This is a genomic window from Chryseobacterium sp. JV274 (genome assembly GCF_903969135.1).
Classification (GTDB): domain Bacteria; phylum Bacteroidota; class Bacteroidia; order Flavobacteriales; family Weeksellaceae; genus Chryseobacterium.
In genome coordinates this window covers 3,957,082-3,980,972 of the sequence record NZ_LR824569.1, presented here as the reverse complement: position 1 = coordinate 3,980,972, position 23,891 = coordinate 3,957,082, and the positions used below count along the sequence as shown (strand labels likewise).

Annotated in this window: 21 protein-coding genes and 3 tRNA genes; 5 read left to right on the top strand and 19 right to left on the bottom strand. The window is 36.4% G+C overall.

The features are described 5' to 3' along the window. Positions 1–35 precede the first annotated feature (35 nt). The 4 genes from CHRYMOREF3P_RS18465 to CHRYMOREF3P_RS18450 form a co-directional block, all read right to left on the bottom strand. Entirely contained in the window at positions 36–1,493 is a 1,458-nt protein-coding gene (locus CHRYMOREF3P_RS18465; protein ID WP_180565216.1) for a TolC family protein, read from the bottom strand. Beyond that, the gene (locus CHRYMOREF3P_RS18460) at positions 1,465–4,656 is read right to left on the bottom strand and encodes an efflux RND transporter permease subunit (protein ID WP_180565215.1); all 3,192 of its coding nucleotides are present in this window, start codon (positions 4,654–4,656) and stop codon (positions 1,465–1,467) included. The genes CHRYMOREF3P_RS18465 and CHRYMOREF3P_RS18460 overlap by 29 nt, the downstream gene beginning before the upstream one ends. A gap of 21 nt (positions 4,657–4,677) precedes the next feature. Continuing rightward, complete coding sequence (locus tag CHRYMOREF3P_RS18455; protein ID WP_077414248.1) at positions 4,678–5,760, bottom strand: efflux RND transporter periplasmic adaptor subunit; 1,083 nt, start codon at positions 5,758–5,760, stop codon at positions 4,678–4,680. A 146-nt stretch (positions 5,761–5,906) separates the two neighbouring features. After that, entirely contained in the window at positions 5,907–6,293 is a 387-nt protein-coding gene (locus tag CHRYMOREF3P_RS18450; RefSeq protein ID WP_047382424.1) for a hypothetical protein, read from the bottom strand. 627 nt (positions 6,294–6,920) lie between these two features. On the opposite strand from CHRYMOREF3P_RS18450, the gene CHRYMOREF3P_RS18445 reads away from it, so the two are divergent. Together CHRYMOREF3P_RS18445 and CHRYMOREF3P_RS18440 are read left to right on the top strand one after the other, a co-directional pair. Beyond that, positions 6,921–7,313, top strand: a complete 393-nt coding sequence (locus CHRYMOREF3P_RS18445; protein WP_077413994.1) for a multicopper oxidase domain-containing protein — start codon at positions 6,921–6,923, stop codon at positions 7,311–7,313. A gap of 37 nt (positions 7,314–7,350) precedes the next feature. Beyond that, positions 7,351–7,785 carry an META domain-containing protein gene (locus tag CHRYMOREF3P_RS18440; RefSeq protein ID WP_180565214.1) on the top strand — a complete coding sequence of 145 codons (435 nt, stop codon included), beginning with the start codon at positions 7,351–7,353 and terminating at the stop codon, positions 7,783–7,785. 69 nt (positions 7,786–7,854) lie between these two features. Here CHRYMOREF3P_RS18440 and CHRYMOREF3P_RS18435 read toward each other — a convergent pair whose 3' ends face one another. The 9 genes from CHRYMOREF3P_RS18435 to CHRYMOREF3P_RS18395 all read right to left on the bottom strand — a co-directional run bounded on the left by CHRYMOREF3P_RS18435 (position 7,855) and on the right by CHRYMOREF3P_RS18395 (position 18,534). After that, a complete protein-coding gene (locus CHRYMOREF3P_RS18435) occupies positions 7,855–8,115 on the bottom strand; it encodes a SemiSWEET transporter (protein ID WP_077413992.1) in 261 nt (86 codons plus the stop codon). A gap of 36 nt (positions 8,116–8,151) precedes the next feature. Further along, on the bottom strand, positions 8,152–9,186 hold the full coding sequence (locus CHRYMOREF3P_RS18430; protein WP_180565213.1) for an NAD(P)/FAD-dependent oxidoreductase: 1,035 nt from the start codon (positions 9,184–9,186) through the stop codon (positions 8,152–8,154). A 140-nt stretch (positions 9,187–9,326) separates the two neighbouring features. Next, positions 9,327–10,265 (bottom strand): gliding motility protein GldN, encoded by a 939-nt coding sequence (gene gldN, locus CHRYMOREF3P_RS18425; RefSeq protein ID WP_077413990.1) that lies wholly within the window; start codon positions 10,263–10,265, stop codon positions 9,327–9,329. Positions 10,266–10,287: 22 nt separating this feature from the next. After that, the gene (locus CHRYMOREF3P_RS18420; protein ID WP_077413989.1) at positions 10,288–11,877 is read right to left on the bottom strand and encodes a GldM family protein; all 1,590 of its coding nucleotides are present in this window, start codon (positions 11,875–11,877) and stop codon (positions 10,288–10,290) included. 53 nt (positions 11,878–11,930) lie between these two features. After that, on the bottom strand, positions 11,931–12,629 hold the full coding sequence (gene gldL, locus CHRYMOREF3P_RS18415; protein ID WP_047382408.1) for a gliding motility protein GldL: 699 nt from the start codon (positions 12,627–12,629) through the stop codon (positions 11,931–11,933). A gap of 53 nt (positions 12,630–12,682) precedes the next feature. After that, positions 12,683–14,107 (bottom strand): gliding motility lipoprotein GldK, encoded by a 1,425-nt coding sequence (gene gldK, locus CHRYMOREF3P_RS18410; protein WP_047382406.1) that lies wholly within the window; start codon positions 14,105–14,107, stop codon positions 12,683–12,685. Between the two features lie 108 nt (positions 14,108–14,215). Next, on the bottom strand, positions 14,216–16,069 hold the full coding sequence (gene glmS / locus CHRYMOREF3P_RS18405) for a glutamine--fructose-6-phosphate transaminase (isomerizing) (protein WP_077413988.1): 1,854 nt from the start codon (positions 16,067–16,069) through the stop codon (positions 14,216–14,218). 37 nt (positions 16,070–16,106) lie between these two features. Next, positions 16,107–17,750: a DUF4270 family protein gene (locus tag CHRYMOREF3P_RS18400; protein ID WP_180565212.1), complete on the bottom strand. Its 1,644-nt coding sequence runs from the start codon at positions 17,748–17,750 to the stop codon at positions 16,107–16,109. Positions 17,751–17,763: 13 nt separating this feature from the next. Then, on the bottom strand, positions 17,764–18,534 hold the full coding sequence (locus CHRYMOREF3P_RS18395; RefSeq protein ID WP_180565211.1) for a glycogen/starch synthase: 771 nt from the start codon (positions 18,532–18,534) through the stop codon (positions 17,764–17,766). Positions 18,535–18,705: 171 nt separating this feature from the next. Between CHRYMOREF3P_RS18395 and panC the strand changes: the two genes are divergently transcribed. Then, the gene (panC, locus tag CHRYMOREF3P_RS18390; RefSeq protein WP_180565210.1) at positions 18,706–19,554 is read left to right on the top strand and encodes a pantoate--beta-alanine ligase; all 849 of its coding nucleotides are present in this window, start codon (positions 18,706–18,708) and stop codon (positions 19,552–19,554) included. Positions 19,555–19,605: 51 nt separating this feature from the next. On the opposite strand, the gene CHRYMOREF3P_RS18385 is transcribed toward panC, so the two are convergent. From CHRYMOREF3P_RS18385 to CHRYMOREF3P_RS18370, 4 genes are all read right to left on the bottom strand, one after another. Further along, positions 19,606–19,944, bottom strand: coding sequence for a hypothetical protein (locus CHRYMOREF3P_RS18385; protein WP_077413984.1), 339 nt, complete (start codon positions 19,942–19,944; stop codon positions 19,606–19,608). A 114-nt stretch (positions 19,945–20,058) separates the two neighbouring features. After that, positions 20,059–20,131 (bottom strand) — tRNA-Lys (locus tag CHRYMOREF3P_RS18380). A 55-nt stretch (positions 20,132–20,186) separates the two neighbouring features. Further along, positions 20,187–20,269 (bottom strand) — tRNA-Leu (locus tag CHRYMOREF3P_RS18375). Between the two features lie 35 nt (positions 20,270–20,304). Continuing rightward, positions 20,305–20,377 (bottom strand) — tRNA-Lys (locus CHRYMOREF3P_RS18370). A gap of 115 nt (positions 20,378–20,492) precedes the next feature. Between CHRYMOREF3P_RS18370 and CHRYMOREF3P_RS18365 the strand changes: the two genes are divergently transcribed. Further along, positions 20,493–21,008 (top strand): shikimate kinase, encoded by a 516-nt coding sequence (locus tag CHRYMOREF3P_RS18365; protein ID WP_047377852.1) that lies wholly within the window; start codon positions 20,493–20,495, stop codon positions 21,006–21,008. Between the two features lie 19 nt (positions 21,009–21,027). Here the strand turns inward: CHRYMOREF3P_RS18365 and CHRYMOREF3P_RS18360 are convergent, their stop codons facing one another. Further along, entirely contained in the window at positions 21,028–21,465 is a 438-nt protein-coding gene (locus CHRYMOREF3P_RS18360; RefSeq protein ID WP_180565209.1) for an RNA-binding S4 domain-containing protein, read from the bottom strand. A gap of 55 nt (positions 21,466–21,520) precedes the next feature. On the opposite strand from CHRYMOREF3P_RS18360, the gene CHRYMOREF3P_RS18355 reads away from it, so the two are divergent. Next, entirely contained in the window at positions 21,521–22,291 is a 771-nt protein-coding gene (locus tag CHRYMOREF3P_RS18355) for a hypothetical protein (protein WP_180565208.1), read from the top strand. 64 nt (positions 22,292–22,355) lie between these two features. Here CHRYMOREF3P_RS18355 and CHRYMOREF3P_RS18350 read toward each other — a convergent pair whose 3' ends face one another. Beyond that, positions 22,356–23,870, bottom strand: coding sequence for an FMN-binding glutamate synthase family protein (locus CHRYMOREF3P_RS18350; protein ID WP_180565207.1), 1,515 nt, complete (start codon positions 23,868–23,870; stop codon positions 22,356–22,358). Between the last annotated feature and the right edge of the window lie 21 nt (positions 23,871–23,891).

Here is a 23,891-nt window from a genome sequence, read left to right as displayed (position 1 = left end):
AAACATTAACTGTTTATTGATAGAATTATGATGTTTTATTTCCAGCCTCCACCTAAACTTTTATAGATGTCAACGACTGTGCTGAGCTGTTTCTGTTTTGCCTCAATAAGTTCCATTTTAGCATCCAGCGCATCTCTTTGGTTCAAAAGAACTTCAAGATAATCTGCTCTGGAATTACGGAATAGCTGATTGGCAATATCAATAGACTGATCCAGGGCTTTGGTCTCCTGAGATTTCAATTGATAATACTGATCTATATTTTTAACTTTCGACATCAGATTGGCAACATCCAGATAAGCGTTCAAAATGGTTTTGTCATATTCGTACAATGCCTGAACCTGTTTTGCATCTGCTGTCTGAAAATTAGCTTTTATCGCACTTTTATTAATCAATGGTCCTGCTAATTCACCTGCCAGATTGTAAGCAATGGATTCAGGTAATTTAACAAGATAGGATGGTTTGAAAGCCTCGAGTCCTAATGTCGCAGAAATTTCCAGAGAGGGATAAAACTCTTTTCTTGCTGCTTCTACATCCAGCTTTGAAGCCTTTAATTCCAATTCTGCCTGCTTGATATCAGGACGGTTTGCCAGCAATTGTGACGGAATTCCCGTATAAACCGTTGGAGGAATCGTAGACATAAAATTCTCCTTTGTTCTAACAATCGGTTGTGGATATCTTCCTAACAAAGCATTAATTCCGTTTTCCTTCTCCGTGATCTGCTGACGGATTGTATATTCTGCAGCTTTGGATTTCGCCAATTCTGCTTCAAATTTCTTCACCGCCAGTTCCGTTGCTGCAGCAGCTTCCTTCTGAATTTTGGAAATTTCCAATGCTCTTTGCTGAAGCTTGATGTACTGCTGTATAATATCTAACTGATTATCAAGAGCCAGCAATTCATAGTAATTATCAGCAACTTCTTCAATAAGATTAGACAAAACAAAGTTTTTACCCTCCACAGTAGAAAGATAATGGGCCACTGCAGATTCTTTTTCGGTTCTGAGTTTTTTCCAGATATCAATCTCCCAGCTTGCATTTAATCCCGCTTCAAAATTTCCCAGCGGATCCGGCATTTCCTTTCCAGGTTCAATTTCTGTAGTAGCATCACCAGCTCCTTCACTGGTATATCGGCCAGCTTTTTTCAATCCTGCTCCTATTCCTGCTGAAACAGTTGGGGTAAGCCTACCTTTTTTAGCTAAAACACCACTTTTAGCAATTTCAATCTCCTGAAGAGTGATTAATAGTTCCTGATTATTTTTTAAAGCTGTTTCAATCAGGGTTACCAGGTTTGGATCTGTAAAGAACTGTCTCCATGGAGTTGTTCCGCTATTGTTATTTGCATCCTGCTGTTCTTCCTGATTAAAATTCTGAGGAATATTGTCTTTTACCTCGTCTTTTATGACAGTCGCCATTGGCGCCTTACAACTTGCAAGAACAAGTGATAAGGCAATGGCTGTGATTATATTTTTAGTCTTCAAATTTTCCATCATGTTCATAAGGTTCGGTTTGTTCTGTTAAAGGATTTTCTTCTTCATATTTTGCCAATCTGGACTTATCTGCAATAGTTCCGAAGATGTAATATAATCCTGGGATAATCATCAATCCGAAAATAGTTCCGATCAACATTCCTCCTGCCGCTGCAGTACCAATTGTCCTGTTACCGATTGCTCCCGGACCTGTTGCAATAACCAATGGAATCAATCCGGCAACGAATGCAAATGATGTCATCAGAATCGGACGGAAACGAATTGCGGCTCCTTCAATAGCTGCCTTTGCCACAGAAATTCCTTCTTCTGCTTTTTTCTGTACAGCAAATTCTACAATCAACACTGCATTTTTCCCTAAGAGTCCGATAAGCATAACCATTGCTACCTGTGCGTAAATATTGTTTTCCAGCCCTAAAAGTTTTAAACATAAAAATGCTCCGAAAATACCTGTAGGAAGTGATAAGATCACCGGTAACGGAAGAATAAAGCTTTCATACTGAGCAGCAAGGATAAGATAAACAAATCCTAAACACACAAGGAAGATAAATACCGCTTCATTTCCACGGCTTACTTCATCTTTGGAAATACCCGCCCAGTCGATACCGAAACCTCTTGGAAGTGTTTTATCTGCCACTTCCTGAATAGCCTTAATCGCCTGTCCGCTACTGTATCCAGGTGCCGGAGTTCCACTCACCTCTGCAGAGTTATACATATTATGTCTTGTGATCTCAGACAGTCCGTATACTTTTTCCAATCTCATGAAGTCTGAGTAGGGAACCATCTGATCTTTATCATTTTTAACATACAGTTTCAACAGATCCGTTGGTAAAGCACGGTATTGAGGTCCTGCCTGAACAATTACCTTATAAGGTCTGTCGAAACGGATGAAACTCGTCTCATAGTTGGACCCAATCAATGTAGATAGGTTATCCATCGCTTTTTCAATGGTTACTCCTTTTTGTTCTGCAAGATCATTATCAATCTTAAGCATATATTGTGGAAAACTCGCGGAATAGAATGTAAATGCCGATCCAAGTTCCGGACGTTTCTTCAGTTCTTTCACAAAGTCATTACTCACCTGTTCCATTTTATGATAGTCTCCGCTTCCTGCTTTATCGAGTAAACGAAGTTCAAACCCTCCGGCAGCTCCATATCCCGGAACGGAAGGCGGTTGGAAGAATTCAATATTGGCTCCCGGAATATTCTTGGCTTTTTCTTCCAGCTTTTCAATGATTTCTGCAGCAGATTCTTTACGGTCCTCCCAGCTTTTAAGGTTGATCAGACAGGTTCCGGAGTTGGATCCGGTACCTTCGGTCAAAATTTCATATCCTGCAAGAGAAGAAACAGACTGTACACCGTCAATATCTTCAGATTCTCTAAGAAGTTCTTTGGCAATCTGATTGGTTCTTTCCAACGTAGATCCCGGTGGAGTCTGAATAATTGCATAGATCATTCCCTGGTCTTCAGCCGGAATAAATCCAGATGGCAAAGAGTTGCTGAGGAAATATGTACAGGCACAAAATGCTAACAGTAACGGTAATGTAATTGTTTTCTTTGTCACTGTTTTATTCAGCATCTTCTCATATCTTCCAGCTCCTTTTGTAAATACATTATTGAATTTATCAAGGAATATGGTAACCGGAGTTTTCTTTTTAGGTTTTCCGTGGTTATTTCTTAAGATCAACGCACACAAAGCCGGTGTTAAAGTAAGTGCTACAACTCCTGATAAAATAATGGATGAGGCCATTGTAATAGAGAACTGACGGTAGAATACTCCAACCGGTCCTGACATAAATGCAATCGGAATAAATACAGATGCCATTACCAACGTAATTGCGATAATTGCTCCACTGATCTCGTGCATTGCTTCTTCTGTTGCCTTCAATGGAGAAAGATGTTTTTCTTCCATCTTGGCGTGAACGGCTTCAATTACCACAATCGCATCATCTACTACAACCCCGATCGCCATTACCAGGGCAAAGAGCGAAATCATATTCAGGGTAATTCCAAAAGCGGACATCACCGCAAATGTTCCTACCAATGAAACAGGAACAGCCAGTGCCGGAATCAAAGTTGAACGCCAGTCTCCAAGGAATAGGAATACCACAATAGCAACCAAAATAAAGGCTTCAAACAAAGTATGAATTACTTTTTCCATAGAGGCATCCAGGAATCTGGAAACATCATAACTGATGTCATAATGCATGCCTTTAGGGAAATTATTTTTTTCAAGATCCTTCATCAATGCTTTTACGTTTTTGATAACGTCGCTTGCATTAGATCCGTAGGATTGTTTTACTGTAATTGCCGCAGATGGTTTTCCGTTCAATGTGGAATAAATATCATACATGGAACTTCCGAATTCTATATCTGCAACATCTTTCAGTCTTACAGACTCACCGTCCGGCTTTGCTTTTAGAATAATGTTTCCATAATCTTTTTCGTTGTTGAAACGACCCGAATATTTTAATATATATTCGAATGACTGAGAGCGTTTTCCGGAACTTTCTCCCGTTTTACCCGGAGAAGCTTCCAAACTCTGCTCATTCAGAGATTCCATTACTTCATCAGCTGAAATATTATAAGCCGTTAATCGATCAGGTTTAAGCCAGATACGCATTGCATATTCACGGGTTCCCAGGATATCGGCAAAACCAACACCGCTTACCCTTCTCAATTCAGACATTACATTGATATCTGCATAGTTGAAAAGGAATTTCTGGTCAGCTTTAGGATCATCACTGTACAGGTTAATATACATCAACATGTTAGGTTCCTCACGAGTGATCTTTACCCCTTCACGTACTACGAGAGGCGGCAGTTTGTTCACTACTGAAGATACACGGTTCTGAACATTTACCGCAGCTACGTTGGGATCTGTCCCCAGATCAAATACAAGCTGAATGGAAGCTTCCCCGTCATTTCCGGCATCCGAGGTCATATATTTCATACCTGGAACTCCGTTTAACCCTCTTTCTAAAGGGATAACTACGGATTTAATCAACAATTCGTTGTTAGCTCCGGGATATTCTGCGGTAATATTTACTTTAGGCGGAGAAATGGATGGGAACTGCGTCACAGGAAGTTTTACCAATGACAATATCCCCATAAATACAATAATCAATGAGATTACTATAGACAGAACTGGTCTGCGAATGAATTTCTTAAACATACTACTTCATTTTAGAGACCACTACTCTGCTTTTAATTTCAATGATTGAAGAACTTTCTTAGGATCCTGGAATTTTGTTTTCACCTTTTGATCATCCTTCACTTTCTGAACTCCTTCCAAAAGGATCTGATCTCCTTTTGATATTCCTGAACCTACTACATAAAGATCCGGAAGTTCATAAGCAATTTTGATATTTCGGGATTTAGCGACTCCGTTTTTATCAATAACAAATACGTATTTCTGATCCTGAATCTCATAAGTAGCTTTCTGTGGAATAATTAATGCATTGTGAACAGGCATTGTCATCCGGATCTTTCCTGTTTCTCCATTTCTCAAAAGCTTATCAGGATTGGGGAACTTGGCTCGGAAAGCAATATTACCTGTTTCATTATCAAATTCTCCTTCAATAGTCTGGATCTCTCCTTTCTGCGAATAGGTTTCTCCGTTCGCTGTGATCAGGGATACCTGATTGCTTCCTCTGTCTGCAGCGTGAGTCTGATAGCTTAAATATTCCGGCTCAGAAACGTTAAAATAAGTATAGATACTTGTGTTATCTGACAATGAAGTCAACAAATCACCTTCATCTACCAGGCTTCCCAGTTTCAAAGGAATTCTGTTGATAACACCAGAGAACGGCGCTTTGATATCAGTAAATGAAAGATGGATCTGAGCCAGTTTCATTTCTGCATTGGCAGCATCCAGCTTGGCTTTTGCCATTGCTTTTTCATTTTTAGAAACAATATTGTTTCCTGCTAATGTACTTGCATTTTTCAGTTCGATAGAAGCTTGTTCTACCTCTGCTTTTGCTTTTAATAATTCTGCCTGATACAGTTTAGGCATGATTCGGAATAATGTCTGTCCCGCCTGCACGTATTGTCCTTCATCTACAAAGATTTTTTCCAGGAAACCTTTTTCCTGAGCTCTTACTTCAATGTTTTTTACGGATTGAATCTGAGCAACATATTCTTTGTTGATTACAGTATCCATTACTACAGGGGACGTCACCGGAAATACGGTAACTTCTTCTTTTTCTTCTTTTTTCTTATTGCAGCCAACCGCCAACAGAAGGACACTCAGCGCAATTCCCGAAGCAACTCTCTTTATCATAATTCTAGAGTTTATATAAATCGTTAATGTTTTGATAGAAATAAAACGGTAATAAAAGAGGTACGATGTGATGATTACCAGCATACACAACGCAAAGTATTTCTACCTGAAATCAGGCAGAAAAAGAATAGATTGAGAAAATTTTAAATTCTAATAGAACGGATCAGAATGAATCTTTTGGCTGTAAGACCGAAGACAAAGCCATGAATATCCGGTCTAAACCGTTTATCGCTTTTTAATCCAAAAATATAAACCAGGCTGAAAACTCCTGCAAAAACAACAATAGCCTGCCATACGTCAGATAACTGGAAATCATTTTCAGCAAGTTCTAATGTGGAGTTGTCTACAGTATCAGCCATCTGCTGAACAGAGAGTTTTTCAAAAGTCTGGTTAAGACGGTTGGCTCTTTTCGGTATATGATGAGAAACATGACCGGAATAGTCATTTCGAAGCGTTTTAACGTCGAGCCTACTTTCTACTACAAAGAGCAGAAAAAGACCAGTTAAAAAGTATACTATAAAGTTTCTCATTTTGAAGTGGCAAATGTACACCCAGATTATGATATTATCATCATGGATTAACAAAATTTAACTATCCTTTAAATTACCTGAATCTAAAAATATAATAAACATTAAACATTTCTTTATTCAAGGGTAATTCGAGCAATTCTGACATCTCATCTGTGCAAGTTTCAATTTTCAAAAATCAAGCCATTTTTTTTGAATTAAGGAAATTTTAATTTTTAAGTTGTTACTTTTTTGAACATTTTAATGGCCTGGAACTCTATTTTAAAAATTTCCATAATCAAACCTAAACTTTATCATGATTACTAATTATTAACATTTACTTATTGTTACTCTCTTCTTTTTGAATTATTTTTGCCGAAAATTTACACAACAAATGAAAAAAAATACATTATACTATTGAAAATAAGTCCTTTAAAATTCCCGAATTAACAACGATGATCCTCAATTTCCTACAATAACTATTACTTTCTGTTTCGTGAATAATGTTTCAAAAAACAGTGAGTTAAATTAGAAAAAATCTTAACTCTCTGTTAGTTTATGAAAATTTAACACATATTTATTAAAAATATTTGTAAATTTATAAGGCATTAACATCATAATTCATGAAACACTTTAAAATCACTTATCACTATGAAAAAATTATTACCACCAATCCTTCTGGGATTGACCATTCTTTCCCTAACAGCGTGTAAACATCCCGGAAAAGAAGCTGAAACCATTACCGCTGCTGCACCCGAAAACACAGACGAAATTTTCAAAGATGTGTATGTTGACAGCTATGGAGAAAAGATAGAAGTAACGATCAACAACACTAAAAATACCGCAACTATACATTTAAACGGTAAAACTTTTGACCTTAAAAAAAGTGATGCTTTACCTGAGTATACAGCCTCCAATGAAGAGTATCAATATTCTGATATTAAGGGAAATATAACTTTTCTTAAAAAGAATGTAGACATGGTTCTGTTCCATCTTAAACAGGCAAAAAAAGAGTCTGGCCCCGCAAAAATGGCATCGTATTAGCATAAGGAATAGCATTCATCTTAAAAAAATAAGCATTATGAAAAGTTTATATTACTATTTATCGGCACTTGTTATTGCAACATTTCTTGTTGTTTCATGTAAAACACAAAACGCACAAAAAACGACTCCTGATATTACTGGAAAAACATGGAAACTGACAGAGCTTAACGGGAAACCGATTGATCTTAAAAATCCTAAAAACAATCCTTATTTCAAACTTGATATGAATGGAATGAGATATGAAGGCCACGCCGGATGTAACGGATTAGGAGGAACTTTCGAGATCAAACCTGAAATCATGAGAATAAAATTCAATCAGGGAATGTCTACTATGATGGCTTGTGAAGATCTGGATATTGAAAACCAGTTTACAAAAGCTATCCTTGCTGCGGATAATTACTCTGTAAATGGAAATACGCTTACTTTAAACAAGGCAAGAATGGCTCCTTTAGCTAAATTTGTTCTTCAATAATCGTATTTCACTTAAATAAAAAAAATAAAGACGCTTCATTTCTGAGGCGTCTTTTTTATGTATTAGACTCTATTTCTTTTTGTTGTAAATAAAATAGCAGATCAGAAGGCTGATATTGACCAGAACAGCAAATCCATTGGATAAAATAATAGGCATTTCATCTTTTTTTATCCCATACCAGACCCACAGCGAAAGTCCTGAAATAAGAACAAGAAGCATGACCAGAGAAATATCTTCTACATTCTTTTCTCTGATCACCTTTACAAGCTGCGGAATCATTGAAACAGAAGTAAGAAAACCGGCAATGATACCTAATATATTTTCGTCCATATATTTTATAGTTTTGAATCTTTACACTAAGATATGCTATTGAAACCTCTTTGAAGAAACTTCTTCGTGCAATGGGGTACCCTGTTCAATAAAATGGAACAGATCCCGTGAAAAATAGCATCCATTCAGAATACCACGTGCACCCATTCCATTAAAAACATACAAGTTATGCAATGTTTCATGTCTTCCAATGATTGGCCTTCTGTCTTTTACAGTAGGACGGAAGCCAAAATGTACTTCTTCCACTTCAAAATCATAGGGATAAAATTCAGAAAGCCCATTGACTAATTGAGTGACCGCTGAGTCATCGATATGGTGATGAAGCTGATCTCTGTCGTAGGTTCCACCATAAAAATACAGCCCGTTTCCGGTTGGAAATAAGAAATGTTTCTTTTTAATGGTGACATTTTCCTGAATCGGTTGGGAAAGTTTTACTTTTATATGATGTCCTTTGTTGGGAATCACTGCTATTTCAGAAAAGTATGGATTATCTTTCACTCCCATTCCTTCACAGAAAATGATATTTTTGAAAGAAAAATCTTTATAAACCGATTCAGAAGGGTTCAATTGAGTATAATCGAATCTTTCTTTTACTAAATGATCATTTTTTTCCAAATAACTGAATAGACCACTAAAAAAACCATTAACATTAAGCCTGGCAGACTGATTCACCTTTCCCGTCTGAAAATCGTTTTTTACCCCATTTAAGCGATCAAAATTTCTATCAAGAAAAGCTGATAATTCTTCATTTCCTGATTTCTTTAACCAAAGATTCTGTTCATTCTCATCATGAAAAATTCTATGTATGGGAGCATTGATCAGGTAGTTTTCTCCGGTATAAGATTCTATTTCTTTAAGACTGCCTTTAAGAAAGTCTATTTGCTCCTGTGCTTTCCAGAATGTGGTAAATTTTTTAAGAACAACAGGATTGATAATTCCGGCTGAAACCTGTGAAGCACTTTTTCTTCCTTCAGAAAAGATCACAAAGGACTTATTGTTCTTAATTAGCTGATGAGCCAGAAAAAGTCCTGCATATCCGTCTCCTACAATAATATAATCTACATTTTTCATATGAGAAATTTCATTTATTTAAAGGTCATATATAACCGCCTATATCATTGATTATTGATTAGCAATAAGCAAAGGGCGATTTCATAATAAAAAAAACCTGAGTAAAAATACTCAGGTTTTCTATAAATATCAAGTGAAATCTAGTAATTCCACATATCATTTTCCATGTCAAGAATCTGCGATTTGATTCTATCGCTTTCTTCCAGCTGTTCATCAGCATTTTTAGGAATATAGTCTTTGATAGTACCATCTCCTAAGCCGCTTGAAGACTTATAGATAATAGAAGAGAATCTTCTTGCATTGATGATATCATCAAAAGATAGATCGGCAGAAGAATTTTTTCTATTGAAAACATAATTGTTTGCTAAAATATCACGAGCGCTTGGATAATAGATCCAGAATAAGTCGATCAATTCATCGGCACCAGCTAAAGGCTGACCGTCAGGACCAATTCTTCCAACAGATGTAGGATCTGGCCCCATAGCTGCGATACCTAGAGGTCTGTATTTCATTTGACCGTCTCTCTTATCGATAAACCACATACCCATCACTTTAAGAACTTTTACTTTATCAGTTGTAGTTCTGATGATATCTGTTAATCTTTTTTTCTCGTCTTCTGTAAGTGTTCTTCCAGAGTTAAGAATATCGATCGCTTCTTCGTCAAGTCTTATACTTTCCAGTCTTTTCTGAATGGCTTCAGGTGTAAGTCTAGTCACAAAGTTTTCGTCATCATACACTTCCTTAATGTCACCTTTAAGAGCTCCATCAAGTAATAATTGATATAAAGATCTTGTAGAGCTAGAAAGAAGACCATCCGGATTGTCATAATAGAATGGCTGGTTGATCTTATCATTCATATCAATGATTTCCCAAACAAACATACTCTTGTAAATATCTTTGTCATCAACGAAACCATATTCAAGAGGCTTTACTTTATTGCTGATAACAGTATCCCCTGCTTTTCTCATAGATTCAGATCTCATTTGTCTAAATTCTTCGGGAGAAGCAGCATTCAGAATAGTCTGGGAAAATGCAAATCCCGAAACTAAAACTAAAAGGGTGCTAATATATTTTTTCATAATATGATTTTACAAATTAACCTTATTGTACATTAATAATTACAGGTGAAATTTCCTTAAGTCTCTGGTTACCCAATCCTGTAGCCGTAGCCTGAATATCATAGATCTGAACTACATCACCAGGTCTAAGATTTCTAAGCATACCTTCTGCTCCTGTTAGTGAACTACCTTGAATCAGAGTACCTGCTTTTCCTGGAAGCTTGATAATGAAGCTATTTACAGTGAATGAAACAGGGAAGTCAAAATCAGGTAAAGTAGCGGATACAATCTGGTTAGGGATAGAACCTGCCGGCATAAAGTTTACAGCCTTACCTCTGATCTGACCCTGAGGTCTAGGAATATTCTTAATTCTGTACTCAAATACTTGAGAAACTGTCTTACCATATGGATCTGTTCCTGATAATGTTAACTTAACTACATTTCCTGTAGTAGGCGTTACATCCCATTTACCTGGACCTTTACCTTTTACAGTAGCTCCCGCAGCAGATAATGAAAGTTTGGAATTGTCAGCACCTAAGATTGATCCTGAAACAGGGTTCTCAAGTCCTCTATACATTACATTCATTTTATCAGCAGAAAGCAATAGTCCTTTTTCAAGTTTTACTTCTCTAGGTCCTGCGATTACATTATAAGTATGCGTCCAAGGGAAAGATTGTGGCTTACCTGTAGCATCTGTCAATGTAATTGTACCTCCTAATTTATGTTCACCAATTCCAGAACCTGAAATTTGTGTAATACCTTTACCATTTTCTACTTTGCTTACACCAGAGATGCTGATTTTATTGCTGTTAGAATAAGTTCCTAACATTACTTTTACTTCAGCTTGTTTTCCTGCCTGGATATCAACCGGACCTGAAACGATAGGTTCGTAGCTTGAGAATTTGATATTCGCATCTACTTTTTCCTGAAGTAATAGTGCCAATGCATCAGACTGAACGTTTCTGGCATCATTTTGGATAATCTCCAAATTAGATATTGCAGCAATTAGCGGCTGATGATAAAATTTATTCTGGAACCAAGTCTTTTCATTTGGAGAAGTCCCTTTAGGATACTCCGCAATAAGAGACTTGTTAGCTCTTGCCACTAAATCCTGTAACTGGCCATTGCTTCCAAAAGTAGCATTGATATAGTTTCTTACATCATCAATTTTAGCTTTCAGATCTAATGCATTCTTTGATGGAGTATTTTCATCTCCTTCTTTGAAGAAATATTCAGTAGTTGCTTCATTGTTGTTAAGTGCAGCAAAGTTTTCACTTACGTCAATATCTTTTCCGTCCTTATCTTTATCGTGAAACTCAGATTGTTTTTTTAACAAATCTTTGATATCCTGAGAAGATTTTACCAACGCATCAATTTTGATTTTCAGCACTTTGTACTGAGCCCAAGGCTGAGCGTAAGTATCCGGAACCTGCTGAGCTTTAGCTTCCAGCGTTCTTTCAAAGATCTTCTCGTTCTTTTTTTCTGTTAAAGTTCTGGTTTCATTCAATGCTCTGGTAGAGTCATAGTATGATCTGATGATTTCTGCATCAATATTTAGGGCCATCATCGCGATGAACACCAAATACATCAGGTTGATCATCTTCTGACGAGGGGTCTGTTTTCCTTGTGCCATTCTCTTTTCTTTGTTTTTTTGATTAAATAGTTAAATTTAGAAATGGTTAGGAATTAAGACTTCATAGCAGTTAACATACCACCATAAACTCTATTTAAGTTATTAAGATTAGAAGTTAAACCTTGTAGCTCTTGATTGAATTTCTCAGAGTGTTCTGCAGATTTCTGCATATCTGCTACATATTTGTTAGCAAATTCTGATTGTTTTTTACCGCTTTCAAGTTGCATTGCATAAAGAGCGTTCATGCTTTCCATATGCTGAGCAGCTTTATTTAATTGGTCATTATATTTATGAGTAGAAGCAGATACGTCAACAGTTTGATTGATCTGATCAACAGAGTTTGAAAATTTATCAATTCCTGTTCTTAATCTTTCAAATAATTGAACATCTAATCTAGCATCCTCAAGCATTTTGTCCAATTTGGTAGAAAGAGAATTTTCTAATTCTGCAAATTGAGCTGCAGCATTGTTATTTCTAGAAGATACATTAGAGTGTAATGGATTTGGGTTAGCATGCTTATCTAATAATTCAGGATAAACATTTTCCCAAGCATAAGACTCTTCAGATTTTGGAGGGTCAAATGCAAAAATGATAAAGATAATCGCCTCAGTAATAAGTCCCACGGTAAGAGCGATGTTACCGTTAATTGGTCCCAAGGTAATGTGAGTAATTTTAAGCCAAGCTCCAAGAATTACAATTGCAGCACCGAATGAATAAAAGAAATTCATCCAAGCATCTTTAGTCTTAAACATATTGAGTTAGTTTTTTTAATGTTAAATAAAATTGTTATTGAAAAATTGTCTGATTAATTTCTGTTAACTCTTCTTGGCTTAACAGCTGCTTCAGGAATATCCTGTACAGTTCTAAATCCGATATAGCTTCTTGCGGAATCTTTTCTTTCCCAATCTCTAGCACCTGTCATTAGTGCATATCCTATATCTTTCCAAGATCCACCTCTTACAGATTTCTTCGTATCTTTTTTATCCTTAGTAGAAGGATTTAATGTAGAAGTGAACCCAGCTGATGAATTGTTAAACGAAGATAATGTCCACTCAGAAACGTTTCCAGCCATATCAAATAACCCAAACCCATTTTTCTTAAATTTCTTAACTGGAGCTGTATATGTATAAGTACCTTTTTTCTCATCTTCCATGTAGTTACCTCTCTTCGGTTTGAAGTTAGCAAGGTAACAACCTCTGTCATCCATTAAATATGGACCACCCCAAGGGTAAGTAGCATTTTGCATTCCCCCTCTTGCAGCATATTCCCATTCAGTCTCTGTTGGAAGACGGAACACTAATGGTTTTTGTTTTTTTCTTTTTAAACTTTCGTTGTAATCAGATTTCAATTTAGATCTAAAGTTACAATAAGCCCTTGCCTGATCCCAGGTTACCCCAACAACAGGATAGTCTTTGTAAGCCTTGTGCCAGAAATACTGTTCAAACAATGGCTCATTGTAAGCAAAGTGGAAATCTTTTACCCAAACTGTAGTATCAGGATAGATCGCGATACTTTCGCTTTTCAGGTAATTAGCTCCTCTTTCGTTATCTGCAACAGCGGCATCCATATCTCCCCAACGGTAAGTATATTTAAGCTTGCTTACATCTAAAATTCTTTCGTTTCCAATTCTGGAAGAAGAAGGCAGATACAGAGATTCTAAAACTTCTGCGTATTCTACATCCGGATATTTTGTTGTGCTCCAGTGCAAAGGGATTTTCCAATCTAACCTTTTGCTGGCATCATAACTTCCGTCTTCCCGGCCACCCTGGCCCTCCATATATTCTTGATAAGGTGTTAAATTTTCTTCTTTTTTAGCAAGATATGCGTAATCTCCTATTGCAGCTCCTTTACGTCCGCCTTCATCACCACCTTCTCCGGCAGCTTCGGCAAGTAAAGTTCTCGCAATAGAGTCTCTTACATAGTTGATAAATACTCTGTACTCCGAGTTGGTAGTTTCTGCTTCATCCATGAAGAAAGAAGAAACAGTAACAGTCTTCAATGCTGCTTTTTCAGGAGTATTTGTTGGATCCTGGTCTGCTAAACCAGCAACAAATGAACCTGCAGGAATTGCGACCATTCCGTATGGTCTTTCCGCAACAAATGATTTAGTTTTTTCTCTTGGTATCAATTCTCCTTTTGTTCCTGGCTTCCCCACAGAAGAGCTGCCACCACCTGAACAAGATACCGATGCTACCGACGCAGACAATAATAAAAGAAATATCCTTTTCATGTTAATTTTTATAATTAAGCCGTAAATATATAATTTTTTTAAGAAACTTTTAAGATTTTTTTTGAAATAACGGAAGAAATCTAAATTTATTTTATTTACAACAACTTTTTATTCCACGGTAACAGATTTTGCAAGGTTTCTCGGTTGATCTACGTTTGCCCCTCTATATACTGCAATATAATAAGCAAGCAGTTGCAGAGGTACGGAAGCAACGATTGGTGAGAAACATTCTGAAGTTTCAGGGATTTCAATAACATAATCTGCCATTTCACTCACCTGACGGTCTCCTTTATTCACTACAGCGATAATTTTACCTTTTCTCGCTTTAATTTCCTGAACATTACTTACAATCTTATCATAGTGACCTTTTTTAGGTGCTATAATTACAATTGGCATATTTTCATCGATCAGGGCAATTGGACCGTGCTTCATTTCTGCAGCCGGGTATCCTTCTGCATGGATGTAAGAAATTTCTTTTAATTTTAATGCTCCCTCAAGGGCAGCCGGATAATTGTATCCTCTTCCTAAATAAAGGAAGTTTGTAGCTTTCACAAAGTCTTTTGCAATATTTTGAGTCAGCTCGTGGGTCGTATTCAGCACATCTTCAATTTTCTTAGGGATGGCATCAAGCTCAGCAATTAAGCTCATAAATTCAGCGTTTCCTAAGTTTCCGTTGTGTTTTCCTAATTTAAATGCAATTAAAGTAAGAATAGTAAGCTGTGCAGTAAATGCTTTTGTAGAAGCAACCCCAATTTCAGGACCGGCATGTGTATATGAACCAGCATCTGTAATTCTTGCAATTGAAGAATCTACAACATTACATATACCATATATAAATGCACCTTTTTCTTTTGCCAGTTTTAAAGCAGCCATCGTATCAGCTGTTTCTCCAGACTGAGAAATTGCGATCACCACATCTTTATCAGTAATGATTGGATTTCTATATCTGAATTCTGATGCATATTCTACTTCAACAGGAATTCTTGCATATTCTTCTATCAGATATTCTCCGATAAGACCTGCATGCCATGAAGTTCCACAAGCAATAATGATGATTCTGTTGGCATTTTTGAATCTCTCCACATGATCCCAGATACCAGCCATTTTGATAACTCCTTCATCTAAAAGAAGTCTTCCCCTCATTGTATCGTGTACAGATTTAGGCTGTTCAAAGATTTCTTTAAGCATGAAATGCTCGTATCCACCTTTTTCGATCTGCTCCAGGCTCATCTTAAGCTCCTGAATTTCCGGCTCAATTTTAGAGTTTTCATTGATGGTTCTGATATCTACTCCATTTTCAAGAGAGATTGTTGCCATATGTCCTTCTTCAAGATAAATAGCTTCTTTCGTAAATTCTACGAAAGGAGAAGCATCAGATGCAATAAAGTATTCTTTATCTCCGATTCCAATTGCCAGAGGAGAACCTAATCTTCCCACTACCAATACTCCTGGATAATCTTCGTGAAGTACAGTAATTGCATACGCTCCATATACTTCATTCAATGCATATCTTACTGCAGTCGGGAAATCAGTTTCAGGATTAATATCCATAAAATACTGAAAAAGGTTTACCAATACTTCTGTATCAGTTTCTGATTTGAAAGTAAACCCTTTTTCCGTAAGCATTGTTTTAATGGTATCATAGTTTTCGATAATACCATTATGTACAACTGCAATTTTTCCATTGTTTGACAAGTGCGGATGGGAGTTTCTGTCGCTTGGAACTCCGTGGGTTGCCCAACGGGTATGTCCCATTCCAATTTTAAACTTCCCTTTTAATTCTTTCGAAATATTCACCAAATCCTCAACTTTACCTTTTGTTTTTTCTACTTCCAGCTTGTTACCTGGACTTTCTAAAACAATTCCGGCACTGTCATACCCTCTATATTCTAATCTTCTAAGACCATTAATTACAATTTCGTAAGCGTCTTGAAAACCTGTATATCCTACTATTCCGCACATATTATATTTTGTCTAGTGTATTTTGTATTTATTGTATTTATTTTTTTGTAGCGTAAGTCACCATCAGCTGGATTCTTTTTGGATTGGTATTCGTTTTATCTATACCTGTCAAAATAACTCTGTTCATATCAAATGCTCTAGTTGTATTACGAACTCCTAAAAGGGTTCCTGTAGCATTTGTTGCAAATGTTCCAGCACTGATTACTAATGGTTTATTCTCAATTAACTTCCCATCACTATCTTTTACTCCTTCAACAAGATCCTTGATTGTTTTTGTTACTACAATATCATAGTAATCTTTATCCTTGTTGTAATTATATAACCCAAGTCCTGTTGATAAGTCTGATGTATATGCTAGCTTTGAGAAATCAATAGTACCATTACTATTTAATGTATTGGTTAGAATTGAAAATCTACGATCTTCTGTTGAGTTCGTATTCTTCCAGCTTAAAGGATCTACATATACTCTTATCTTAGCACTTAAAATACCTGCTTTCTTTTCAACATAGATCTTCTTAAGGTCTGCAATTGTCTCATCCTTAATTTTCATAACTACAGAAGGACCACCCATTCCCTGAATATAAAGCTTTTCATCACCTTCGTTAGAGTTGCTTGCCGCTAAAGCATTAGCGACAGGAGTTCCGGCGTTGTTGTATTCATACAGTCCGATATGAGCATTAGAACCTCCTAGGTTGAAAACAAGATTTGTTTGTGGTCTTGTTGTTGTTCCGTTTTCTGTTTTATCATATTTATAATACATAATAAGCTGCAGGTCATTCGGAGAGAACTGGTAAAGGTATTTATCTGTTTCATCTACAGAAATTTTTATTCCTTTAAAATATCTGATAAAGTTAGCAGCATCCTGAAGTTCAGGTTTTCCTTTTTTATCAAGGATATGAGTCTGGAAAAAGTTTGTATTGCTAAGCTTCATTCTGAATCCCAGGTTTCCTGTAAATACAACTGAGTTGTCAGATTTTTTAGTAATAGACAGGGAGTTAATGTTACCATCAAACACTCCTGATCCTAATAACTCACCAGTGCTTATACTCGTACCCGCATTGGAACGTTTGAACTTATCATCATTTGAATCTAAGAACGTAGTCACTTCGTGTACATTGATTTTCATTGATTTTGAACCACCGCCTATTTTACCGTATTTACGAACAGGGTAAGTTTTCTTCTCAATTGAAACAGCTGTAGCCACTCCATCTACTGGAAAATCACTTTTCTCAAATGTATTTGTTTTTAATGAATCGCTTTCAAAGAAATAGGTATTCGCTGCAGTATTCGCTGGTGGTCTCACTACAAGAACAACAGAGTCTACTTTTGGATTGGCACCATTAAAATCATAATTATCTACCGGCATTCTCAGCTGAGTAACGTAAGATGCTCTCTGCATTCCAAACTGGCTTTCAGTAAAAGCTCCAAGAACACCAACATATGAAGCCGCACCTGATTCATTCACTCCGCTGATTAATCTGGCAGCATCACTTCTAATTGAATCATTGTTGCTATAATTGTATGCGATAACTGGATATGCAATTTCATTACCCTGTGCTGCATCATCATTGAACAACTGTTCACCAAGAGAATCTGGATCCGGTTCACAGTTATAAAGGATTGTACTTCCGAAAATCGCCAATAAAAGCATGGCGAAGGTCCTTTTAAGATTATGAGTCATTAAAAATGTGTTTTTAATAAAGTTGATTTATAGAATCTATGTCAAGATATTCCGACTTCTCAGTAGAGGTTTCATTGAAAGCCTTATCCAGGTCTTCATCCAGAAACTCGTCACCTTTCACAACAGCATTTACATAGTTCATACTTTCGATAACAAAACTTTTAATTGTTGGGTTATCTAACGCTTTTAATCCTGAAATATTATCAAACTGTAGTTTTTCGTCGATCTTTTTATCCAGGTCTGCATCTTTCTCATTGTAAAGAGAAAGTACAATTTTTGCGTCTTTGAAATAAGTATCTGATTCGTAATAAGTTTTAAGATAAATTGGAACAAAAGAAGCCATCCATCCATTCAAATGAATTACATCAGGTACCCAATTTAATTTCTTAATGGTTTCAATAACTCCTCTGGCAAAGAAAATAGCTCTTTCGTCATTGTCTTCGAAAGGAGTTCCTTCATCGTCAAAATAGTATTGTTTTCTTTTGAAGTATTCTTCGTTATCAATAAAGTAAACCTGAAGTCTTTCCCCCGGAAGAGACGCTACTTTAATGATAAGAGGCTGGTCCAGGTCATTGATAATAATATTCATTCCTGAAAGACGGATCACCTCATGAAGTTGGAATTTTCTCTCACTTATTTGTCCAAATCTTGGCATAAAAACTCTTACATCATTGCCTTCTTGGTGCATCTTAAGTGCCATTTTGTTTACCACTGCAGCCATATTGGTATCTTCCTGATATGGATACATCTCTGTAGTAATGTACAGTATTTTTTGATTCGGCATAAACTTTCTATCTAATTTTTGTAAAAATGCTTTAATGTGCAAAATTACAAAAAAACATCCAACATTATTTTAATTAACATTTTTTTACGAAAATTCCCTTTTCCAAATTATTAAAAGTGCATATTATTATACGATATTTTTAGTATTTTTGAAATAGCATTAAAATAAACTATGGAAGTTATAAAAAACAGGAAAGTCCTTCAGGATTTTATTGAAAGACAGAAAGAAATGGGGAAAAGAATTGGCTTTGCACCTACTATGGGCGCTTTACATAAAGGCCATCTTTCTCTGTATGAAGAGGCAAGAAAAGAAAATGACCTTGTTATTTCTTCAATTTTTGTAAATCCAACCCAGTTCAACAATTCTGAAGATCTTGAAAAATACCCAAGGGATGTTAACAGAGATATTCTTATTCTTCAAACTTCAGGTCTTGTAGATGCCGTTTACATCCCTGAGGTAGCAGATATCTACCCTGAAAAAACTGAAAGCCAGCGTTATGATTTCGATGGATTAGAAAATGAGATGGAAGGAAAATCCAGACCAGGACATTTTGATGGTGTAGGAACTGTTGTAGAAGAGCTTTTCAGACAGATACAGCCTGACAATGCTTATTTTGGAGAAAAGGACTTTCAGCAGCTTGCTATTATTAAAAAGATGGTAGATAAAAAGCATCTTTCCGTTAAAATATCAGGAGTTCCCATCTACAGAGCAGAAAACGGATTGGCATTAAGCTCAAGAAACCAGAGACTTCATGAAGACCGAAAAGAAGCTTCTAAAGTCATTTATGAGACTTTACAAAAAGTAAACGATTGGTTCAGAACCGTTACAATACCGGAAATAAAGGAAAGGGTAACAGATATTTTCGACAACCAACAGGGAATGAAGCTGGAATACTTCCTGATTGCCGATGAAAACACTCTGCAGGAAACTGACTTCTTCTATAAAGACAGAAAATTCAGAGCCTTTATTGTAGTAGTTGTGGATGGTGTAAGATTAATTGACAATATGCATTTAGATTAATATTATACAAGAACGCATACTTTTTATAAGATATAAACTCTGATGGCAACGTCAGAGTTTTTTTGATCTATTGTAATAAAAACCAATCAACCCAATCATTACAGGAGAGAGGAATAACACCACTGTGAACAGCAGAGTTACAATCTCTTGAACACTATTATTTTTGACTAAAAGCAATAGTAAACAAAAGAATTCAAAGCCCATCACAGCTCCTCCTCCTATGATATAACCATATGATCTGGTATCTTTAAATTTTATTTTCTCTTTATTGGATTTGATGTGAGCAACAATAACATGATATAAAAAGATTAAAAAGAATACTGCTGCGGACAATAATCCGGCAACTATCATCCATGCTAATTCCTCATCAATTATATTAATATCACTCATATTTTATGATCATTAGATTGAATACAAAAAAATCAAAGGCCTCCTGAAGGAAGCCTTTGAAACACCAAATCACAAAATATTAATATGAAAAAAATTTACTTTTCAGTAAACTTGTGACCCGGCTGGGATTCGAACCCAGGACCCATACATTAAAAGTGTATTGCTCTACCAGCTGAGCTACCGAGTCGGCCACAATTAAAATGAAATAAATTTCAATATTAATTATAAATTTTTCTTTGCAGTGCCTGCGACTGGACTCGAACCAGCACATCCTTAGGAAACCACCCCCTCAAGATGGCGTGTCTACCAATTTCACCACGCAGGCAATAAAATTACAAGTTCAGTAATTTTTATTGCTTGTGACCCGGCTGGGATTCGAACCCAGGACCCATACATTAAAAGTGTATTGCTCTACCAGCTGAGCTACCGAGTCGGTCACTTACTCATCAAGTTTTCATTTAAGTAATGTCCCTTGTTTTAAGTGGTGCAAAGATATGACTTTTTTCTTTATCTCAAAACTTTTTCGCAAATTTGTTTAAAAAAAATTCATGGTAATTTCATTGATTGGATACATGGGAAGTGGCAAATCTCACATTTCCAAAATATTAAGCGAAAAAATCGATTTTAAACTGATTGATCTCGATAAAGAGATTTCCAGAAGAAATAAATTAACCATCCCGGAAATTTTTGAAAAGAAGGGTGAGATTTACTTTAGAAAGCTGGAAAGAGAGGCCCTGGAAGAGATATTGGCTTCGGAAGAAAATGTAGTTTTAAGTCTTGGCGGAGGGACTCCTGTGTATTACAATAATATGGAGATCATCAATCATAACTCTAAAAGTGTTTTCTTAAGAAGTTCTGTGGGAACATTGGTTGAAAGGCTTTCAAAACAGAAAGAAAAAAGACCGTTGATTGCCAATATATCTGATGAAGACCTCCCTGAATTCATCGCTAAACATTTATTTGAAAGAAATCAGTTTTACAGTAAAGCACAATTCACTGTAGGTACAGATTCCAGAGAACCGGAAGATATTGTCAACGAAATAATAGAAAAGCTCTATCTCTAGAGCTTTTTTATTTTTTATGTTAATCTTCGTTTTCCTCTCCATTATCTGTCTCTCCAAAGAAATCATCCCAGTCTGTAAAGTCTGAAGCGATGTCGTTACCTACATAATCATCCATTTCCCTTCTGTCTTTCTTCGTAGGTCTTCCTTCTCCTTTATTTCTGTAATAGTCTTGTGACATCTTACGAAGTTTCAACAGTTCATATTGTTCTTTGTCGGTCACATCCTGGATATGGAGAGGCACCAATTTAGCCCCTATTCTGCTTTTAGGAAGCTGAATTACCTTTATTTTATAATCAATTTGATTTTTACGGATTTTAATAGTATCTCCTTCTTTTACCTCTTTAGATGACTTTACGGAAGACGTTCCTATAGAAACTCTATTCTTTTTAATCTCCTCTGCTGCAATATTTCTCGTCTTATAAAAACGAATGCTCCATAAAAATTTATCTATTCTCATAATTTTTTATACTTTTGCCGTTATATTATTTGTAAAGTAATTAAAGTTTTTTGAAATGAAAAAAATATTTTTATATATCCTTGCAGGATCTTTGTGTTTTTCTGCTTGTAAAAAAGATGATACGACAGAACCTTATGTAGAGCCGGAAGACGTTGCAACACAAAACACGTATGATGATCAAGCCATTAAGAAATTCATGGATGAGAATTATCTGGATGCGCAGGGTAATATAAAAACTTTCAGTTCAACAGATACTGCGGATGACAATGAAAAGAAACTATCTGAGTTGTCTCCTATAACACTTCCTTCCGGAACTATTTATATCATGAGAAGTGGAGCCCAGCCTTCACCAGCTGATGGAAAAACCATTGAAAGTACAGATATTATCAAAATCATGGGAAGAGTATACTCCTATCTGGCAGTTAATTCTGATGGAAATACTTCATTTCAAGCAAAAGCTGCTTTTTTAAATACCATTGACGGAACTGGTATCCCTGTTATTGACCCTATGTTTTATTACACAAAGAAATCAATATTAGACCCTGTTACTACCCCTGATGCTGCAAAAAAAGCAAGTTATTATCAAATCCCTGGTTTCAGAGAAGCTTTACAAAAGTTCAAAGCATTCAATAATCCTTCTAGTGAGGCTCCTTATAACTTACAGGGAGTGATTATCGTTCCTTCAAGAGCTGCTTTTGCCAGAAACCCCCATTATCCGTACTTGAATACTTCTTACAGAAACAAATCTTTTGTATTCAACTTTCAGATTTATGGAAGGGAGGACAGACCAAGTGGTGAGAAACAAACATCAGAACAACAACAATAAAAGTAATCACATAATAAAAAAACACCGTCTCAATAGCGGTGTTTTTTTATGTAATATTTTACGATCATCTTGCCTTCTGCTTCACATTTCCTAAGATATCCGGGAAATAAAGATCTGCAAGGTGGTCAAATTCATCTCCTCTCATAAACATGGTAGCATCTACTTCTTCGTAAGAACTTCTTCCTGCTGCGGCAATCAGTTCATTGCAAGTATGAAGGGTGTTTTTATGGAAATGATATACTCTTTCTGCCTTATCTGTCACATCAAGTCCTTTGATAAGCATTTTATCTTGTGTAGCGACTCCCGTAGGACAGTTGTTTGTATTACATCTCAATGCCTGAATACATCCCAGAGAGAACATAAATCCTCTTGCATTGTTACACATATCAGCCCCCATCGAAATTGCTCTCAGAATATCCAGACTGGTAAGAACTTTTCCGCTGGCAATTACTCTTAGTTTGTGTCTTACATTATAGTTATTAAGTGTTCTGTTGACAAATATCAAAGCTGGTTCCAATGGCATACCTACTCCATCCGAGAATTCTGGCGGAGCAGCTCCAGTTCCTCCTTCCGCTCCGTCAATGGTAATAAAGTCCGGATAAATTTTCAGAACATTCATTTGAACGCAGATATCTTCAAATTCTTTGGTATCACCGATACAAAGCTTAAATCCTACAGGTTTTCCTCCTGAAAGTTCTCTCAACTGCTGTACAAACCTTAGCAATCCGGCTGCATCAGAGAATGAGGTATGCGATGGTGGCGAAATAACGGTCATTCCTGGTGTTACGTGACGAATCGCTGCAATTTCCGGAGTATTTTTTACACCTGGAAGAACTCCTCCATGTCCTGGTTTTGCCCCTTGTGATAATTTAATTTCCACCATTTTAACATTAGGAAGTGTCGCATATTTTTCAAAAAGCTCCGGATTGAACTTTCCTTCTTCATCACGACATCCAAAATATCCTGTTCCGATCTGCCAGCATAAGTCACCTCCTTCCATATGGTGGGGTGAAATTCCTCCTTCTCCTGTATTGTGATAAAAATTTCCTTTTTTGGCCCCTCTGTTCAGGGAGATCTGAGCTCTGTCACTCAATGCTCCGAAACTCATGGCTGAGATATTAAATAATGAGGCGTGGTAAGGCTGTGTACATTGTTCTCCTCCTACCCATACTCTCGGAAGCTCTTCTGACGGTGATTTTGCATAAATAGAATGCTTGATCCCTTCATATTTTCTGTGATTAACCTCCAGCTGTGTACCAAAAGCCACGGTATCACTTAAATTTTTTGCACGTCTGTATACTGCAGAACGCTGATTTCTTGGAAACGGTTTCCCGTCTGTCTCCCTCTCAATAAAATATTGCTGCATTTCAGGTGAAATACTCTCGAAAAAATACCTGAAGTATCCCAATACAGGAAAGTTCCTCAAAATAGCATGTTTTGACTGGTAAGCATTGTATACACCTAATGCATAAATTGCGGATAACAGTGTTGGTATCCAATAATGCGCTCTGATCAGCAGTGCTATAATCCATATAGCAGCTACTAATACAATTCCCCAAGATAAAAACTTATCTCTCATGAATGTAGTATTTAAAGTTTA

Coding starts and splice junctions, on each gene's coding strand:
- CHRYMOREF3P_RS18400 (WP_180565212.1), bottom strand. CDS start 17,750: ATGACTCATAATCTTAAAAGGACCTTCGCCATGCTTTTATTGGCGATT.
- CHRYMOREF3P_RS18365 (WP_047377852.1), top strand. CDS start 20,493: ATGGTAATTTCATTGATTGGATACATGGGAAGTGGCAAATCTCACATT.
- CHRYMOREF3P_RS18460 (WP_180565215.1), bottom strand. CDS start 4,656: ATGTTTAAGAAATTCATTCGCAGACCAGTTCTGTCTATAGTAATCTCA.
- CHRYMOREF3P_RS18430 (WP_180565213.1), bottom strand. CDS start 9,186: ATGAAAAATGTAGATTATATTATTGTAGGAGACGGATATGCAGGACTT.
- CHRYMOREF3P_RS18420 (WP_077413989.1), bottom strand. CDS start 11,877: ATGGCACAAGGAAAACAGACCCCTCGTCAGAAGATGATCAACCTGATG.
- CHRYMOREF3P_RS18355 (WP_180565208.1), top strand. CDS start 21,521: ATGAAAAAAATATTTTTATATATCCTTGCAGGATCTTTGTGTTTTTCT.
- CHRYMOREF3P_RS18385 (WP_077413984.1), bottom strand. CDS start 19,944: ATGAGTGATATTAATATAATTGATGAGGAATTAGCATGGATGATAGTT.
- CHRYMOREF3P_RS18465 (WP_180565216.1), bottom strand. CDS start 1,493: ATGAACATGATGGAAAATTTGAAGACTAAAAATATAATCACAGCCATT.
- CHRYMOREF3P_RS18395 (WP_180565211.1), bottom strand. CDS start 18,534: ATGCCGAATCAAAAAATACTGTACATTACTACAGAGATGTATCCATAT.
- CHRYMOREF3P_RS18440 (WP_180565214.1), top strand. CDS start 7,351: ATGAAAAGTTTATATTACTATTTATCGGCACTTGTTATTGCAACATTT.
- gldL (WP_047382408.1), bottom strand. CDS start 12,629: ATGTTTAAGACTAAAGATGCTTGGATGAATTTCTTTTATTCATTCGGT.
- CHRYMOREF3P_RS18450 (WP_047382424.1), bottom strand. CDS start 6,293: ATGAGAAACTTTATAGTATACTTTTTAACTGGTCTTTTTCTGCTCTTT.
- gldK (WP_047382406.1), bottom strand. CDS start 14,107: ATGAAAAGGATATTTCTTTTATTATTGTCTGCGTCGGTAGCATCGGTA.
- CHRYMOREF3P_RS18360 (WP_180565209.1), bottom strand. CDS start 21,465: ATGAGAATAGATAAATTTTTATGGAGCATTCGTTTTTATAAGACGAGA.
- glmS (WP_077413988.1), bottom strand. CDS start 16,069: ATGTGCGGAATAGTAGGATATACAGGTTTTCAAGACGCTTACGAAATT.
- panC (WP_180565210.1), top strand. CDS start 18,706: ATGGAAGTTATAAAAAACAGGAAAGTCCTTCAGGATTTTATTGAAAGA.
- CHRYMOREF3P_RS18435 (WP_077413992.1), bottom strand. CDS start 8,115: ATGGACGAAAATATATTAGGTATCATTGCCGGTTTTCTTACTTCTGTT.
- CHRYMOREF3P_RS18445 (WP_077413994.1), top strand. CDS start 6,921: ATGAAAAAATTATTACCACCAATCCTTCTGGGATTGACCATTCTTTCC.
- CHRYMOREF3P_RS18350 (WP_180565207.1), bottom strand. CDS start 23,870: ATGAGAGATAAGTTTTTATCTTGGGGAATTGTATTAGTAGCTGCTATA.
- gldN (WP_077413990.1), bottom strand. CDS start 10,265: ATGAAAAAATATATTAGCACCCTTTTAGTTTTAGTTTCGGGATTTGCA.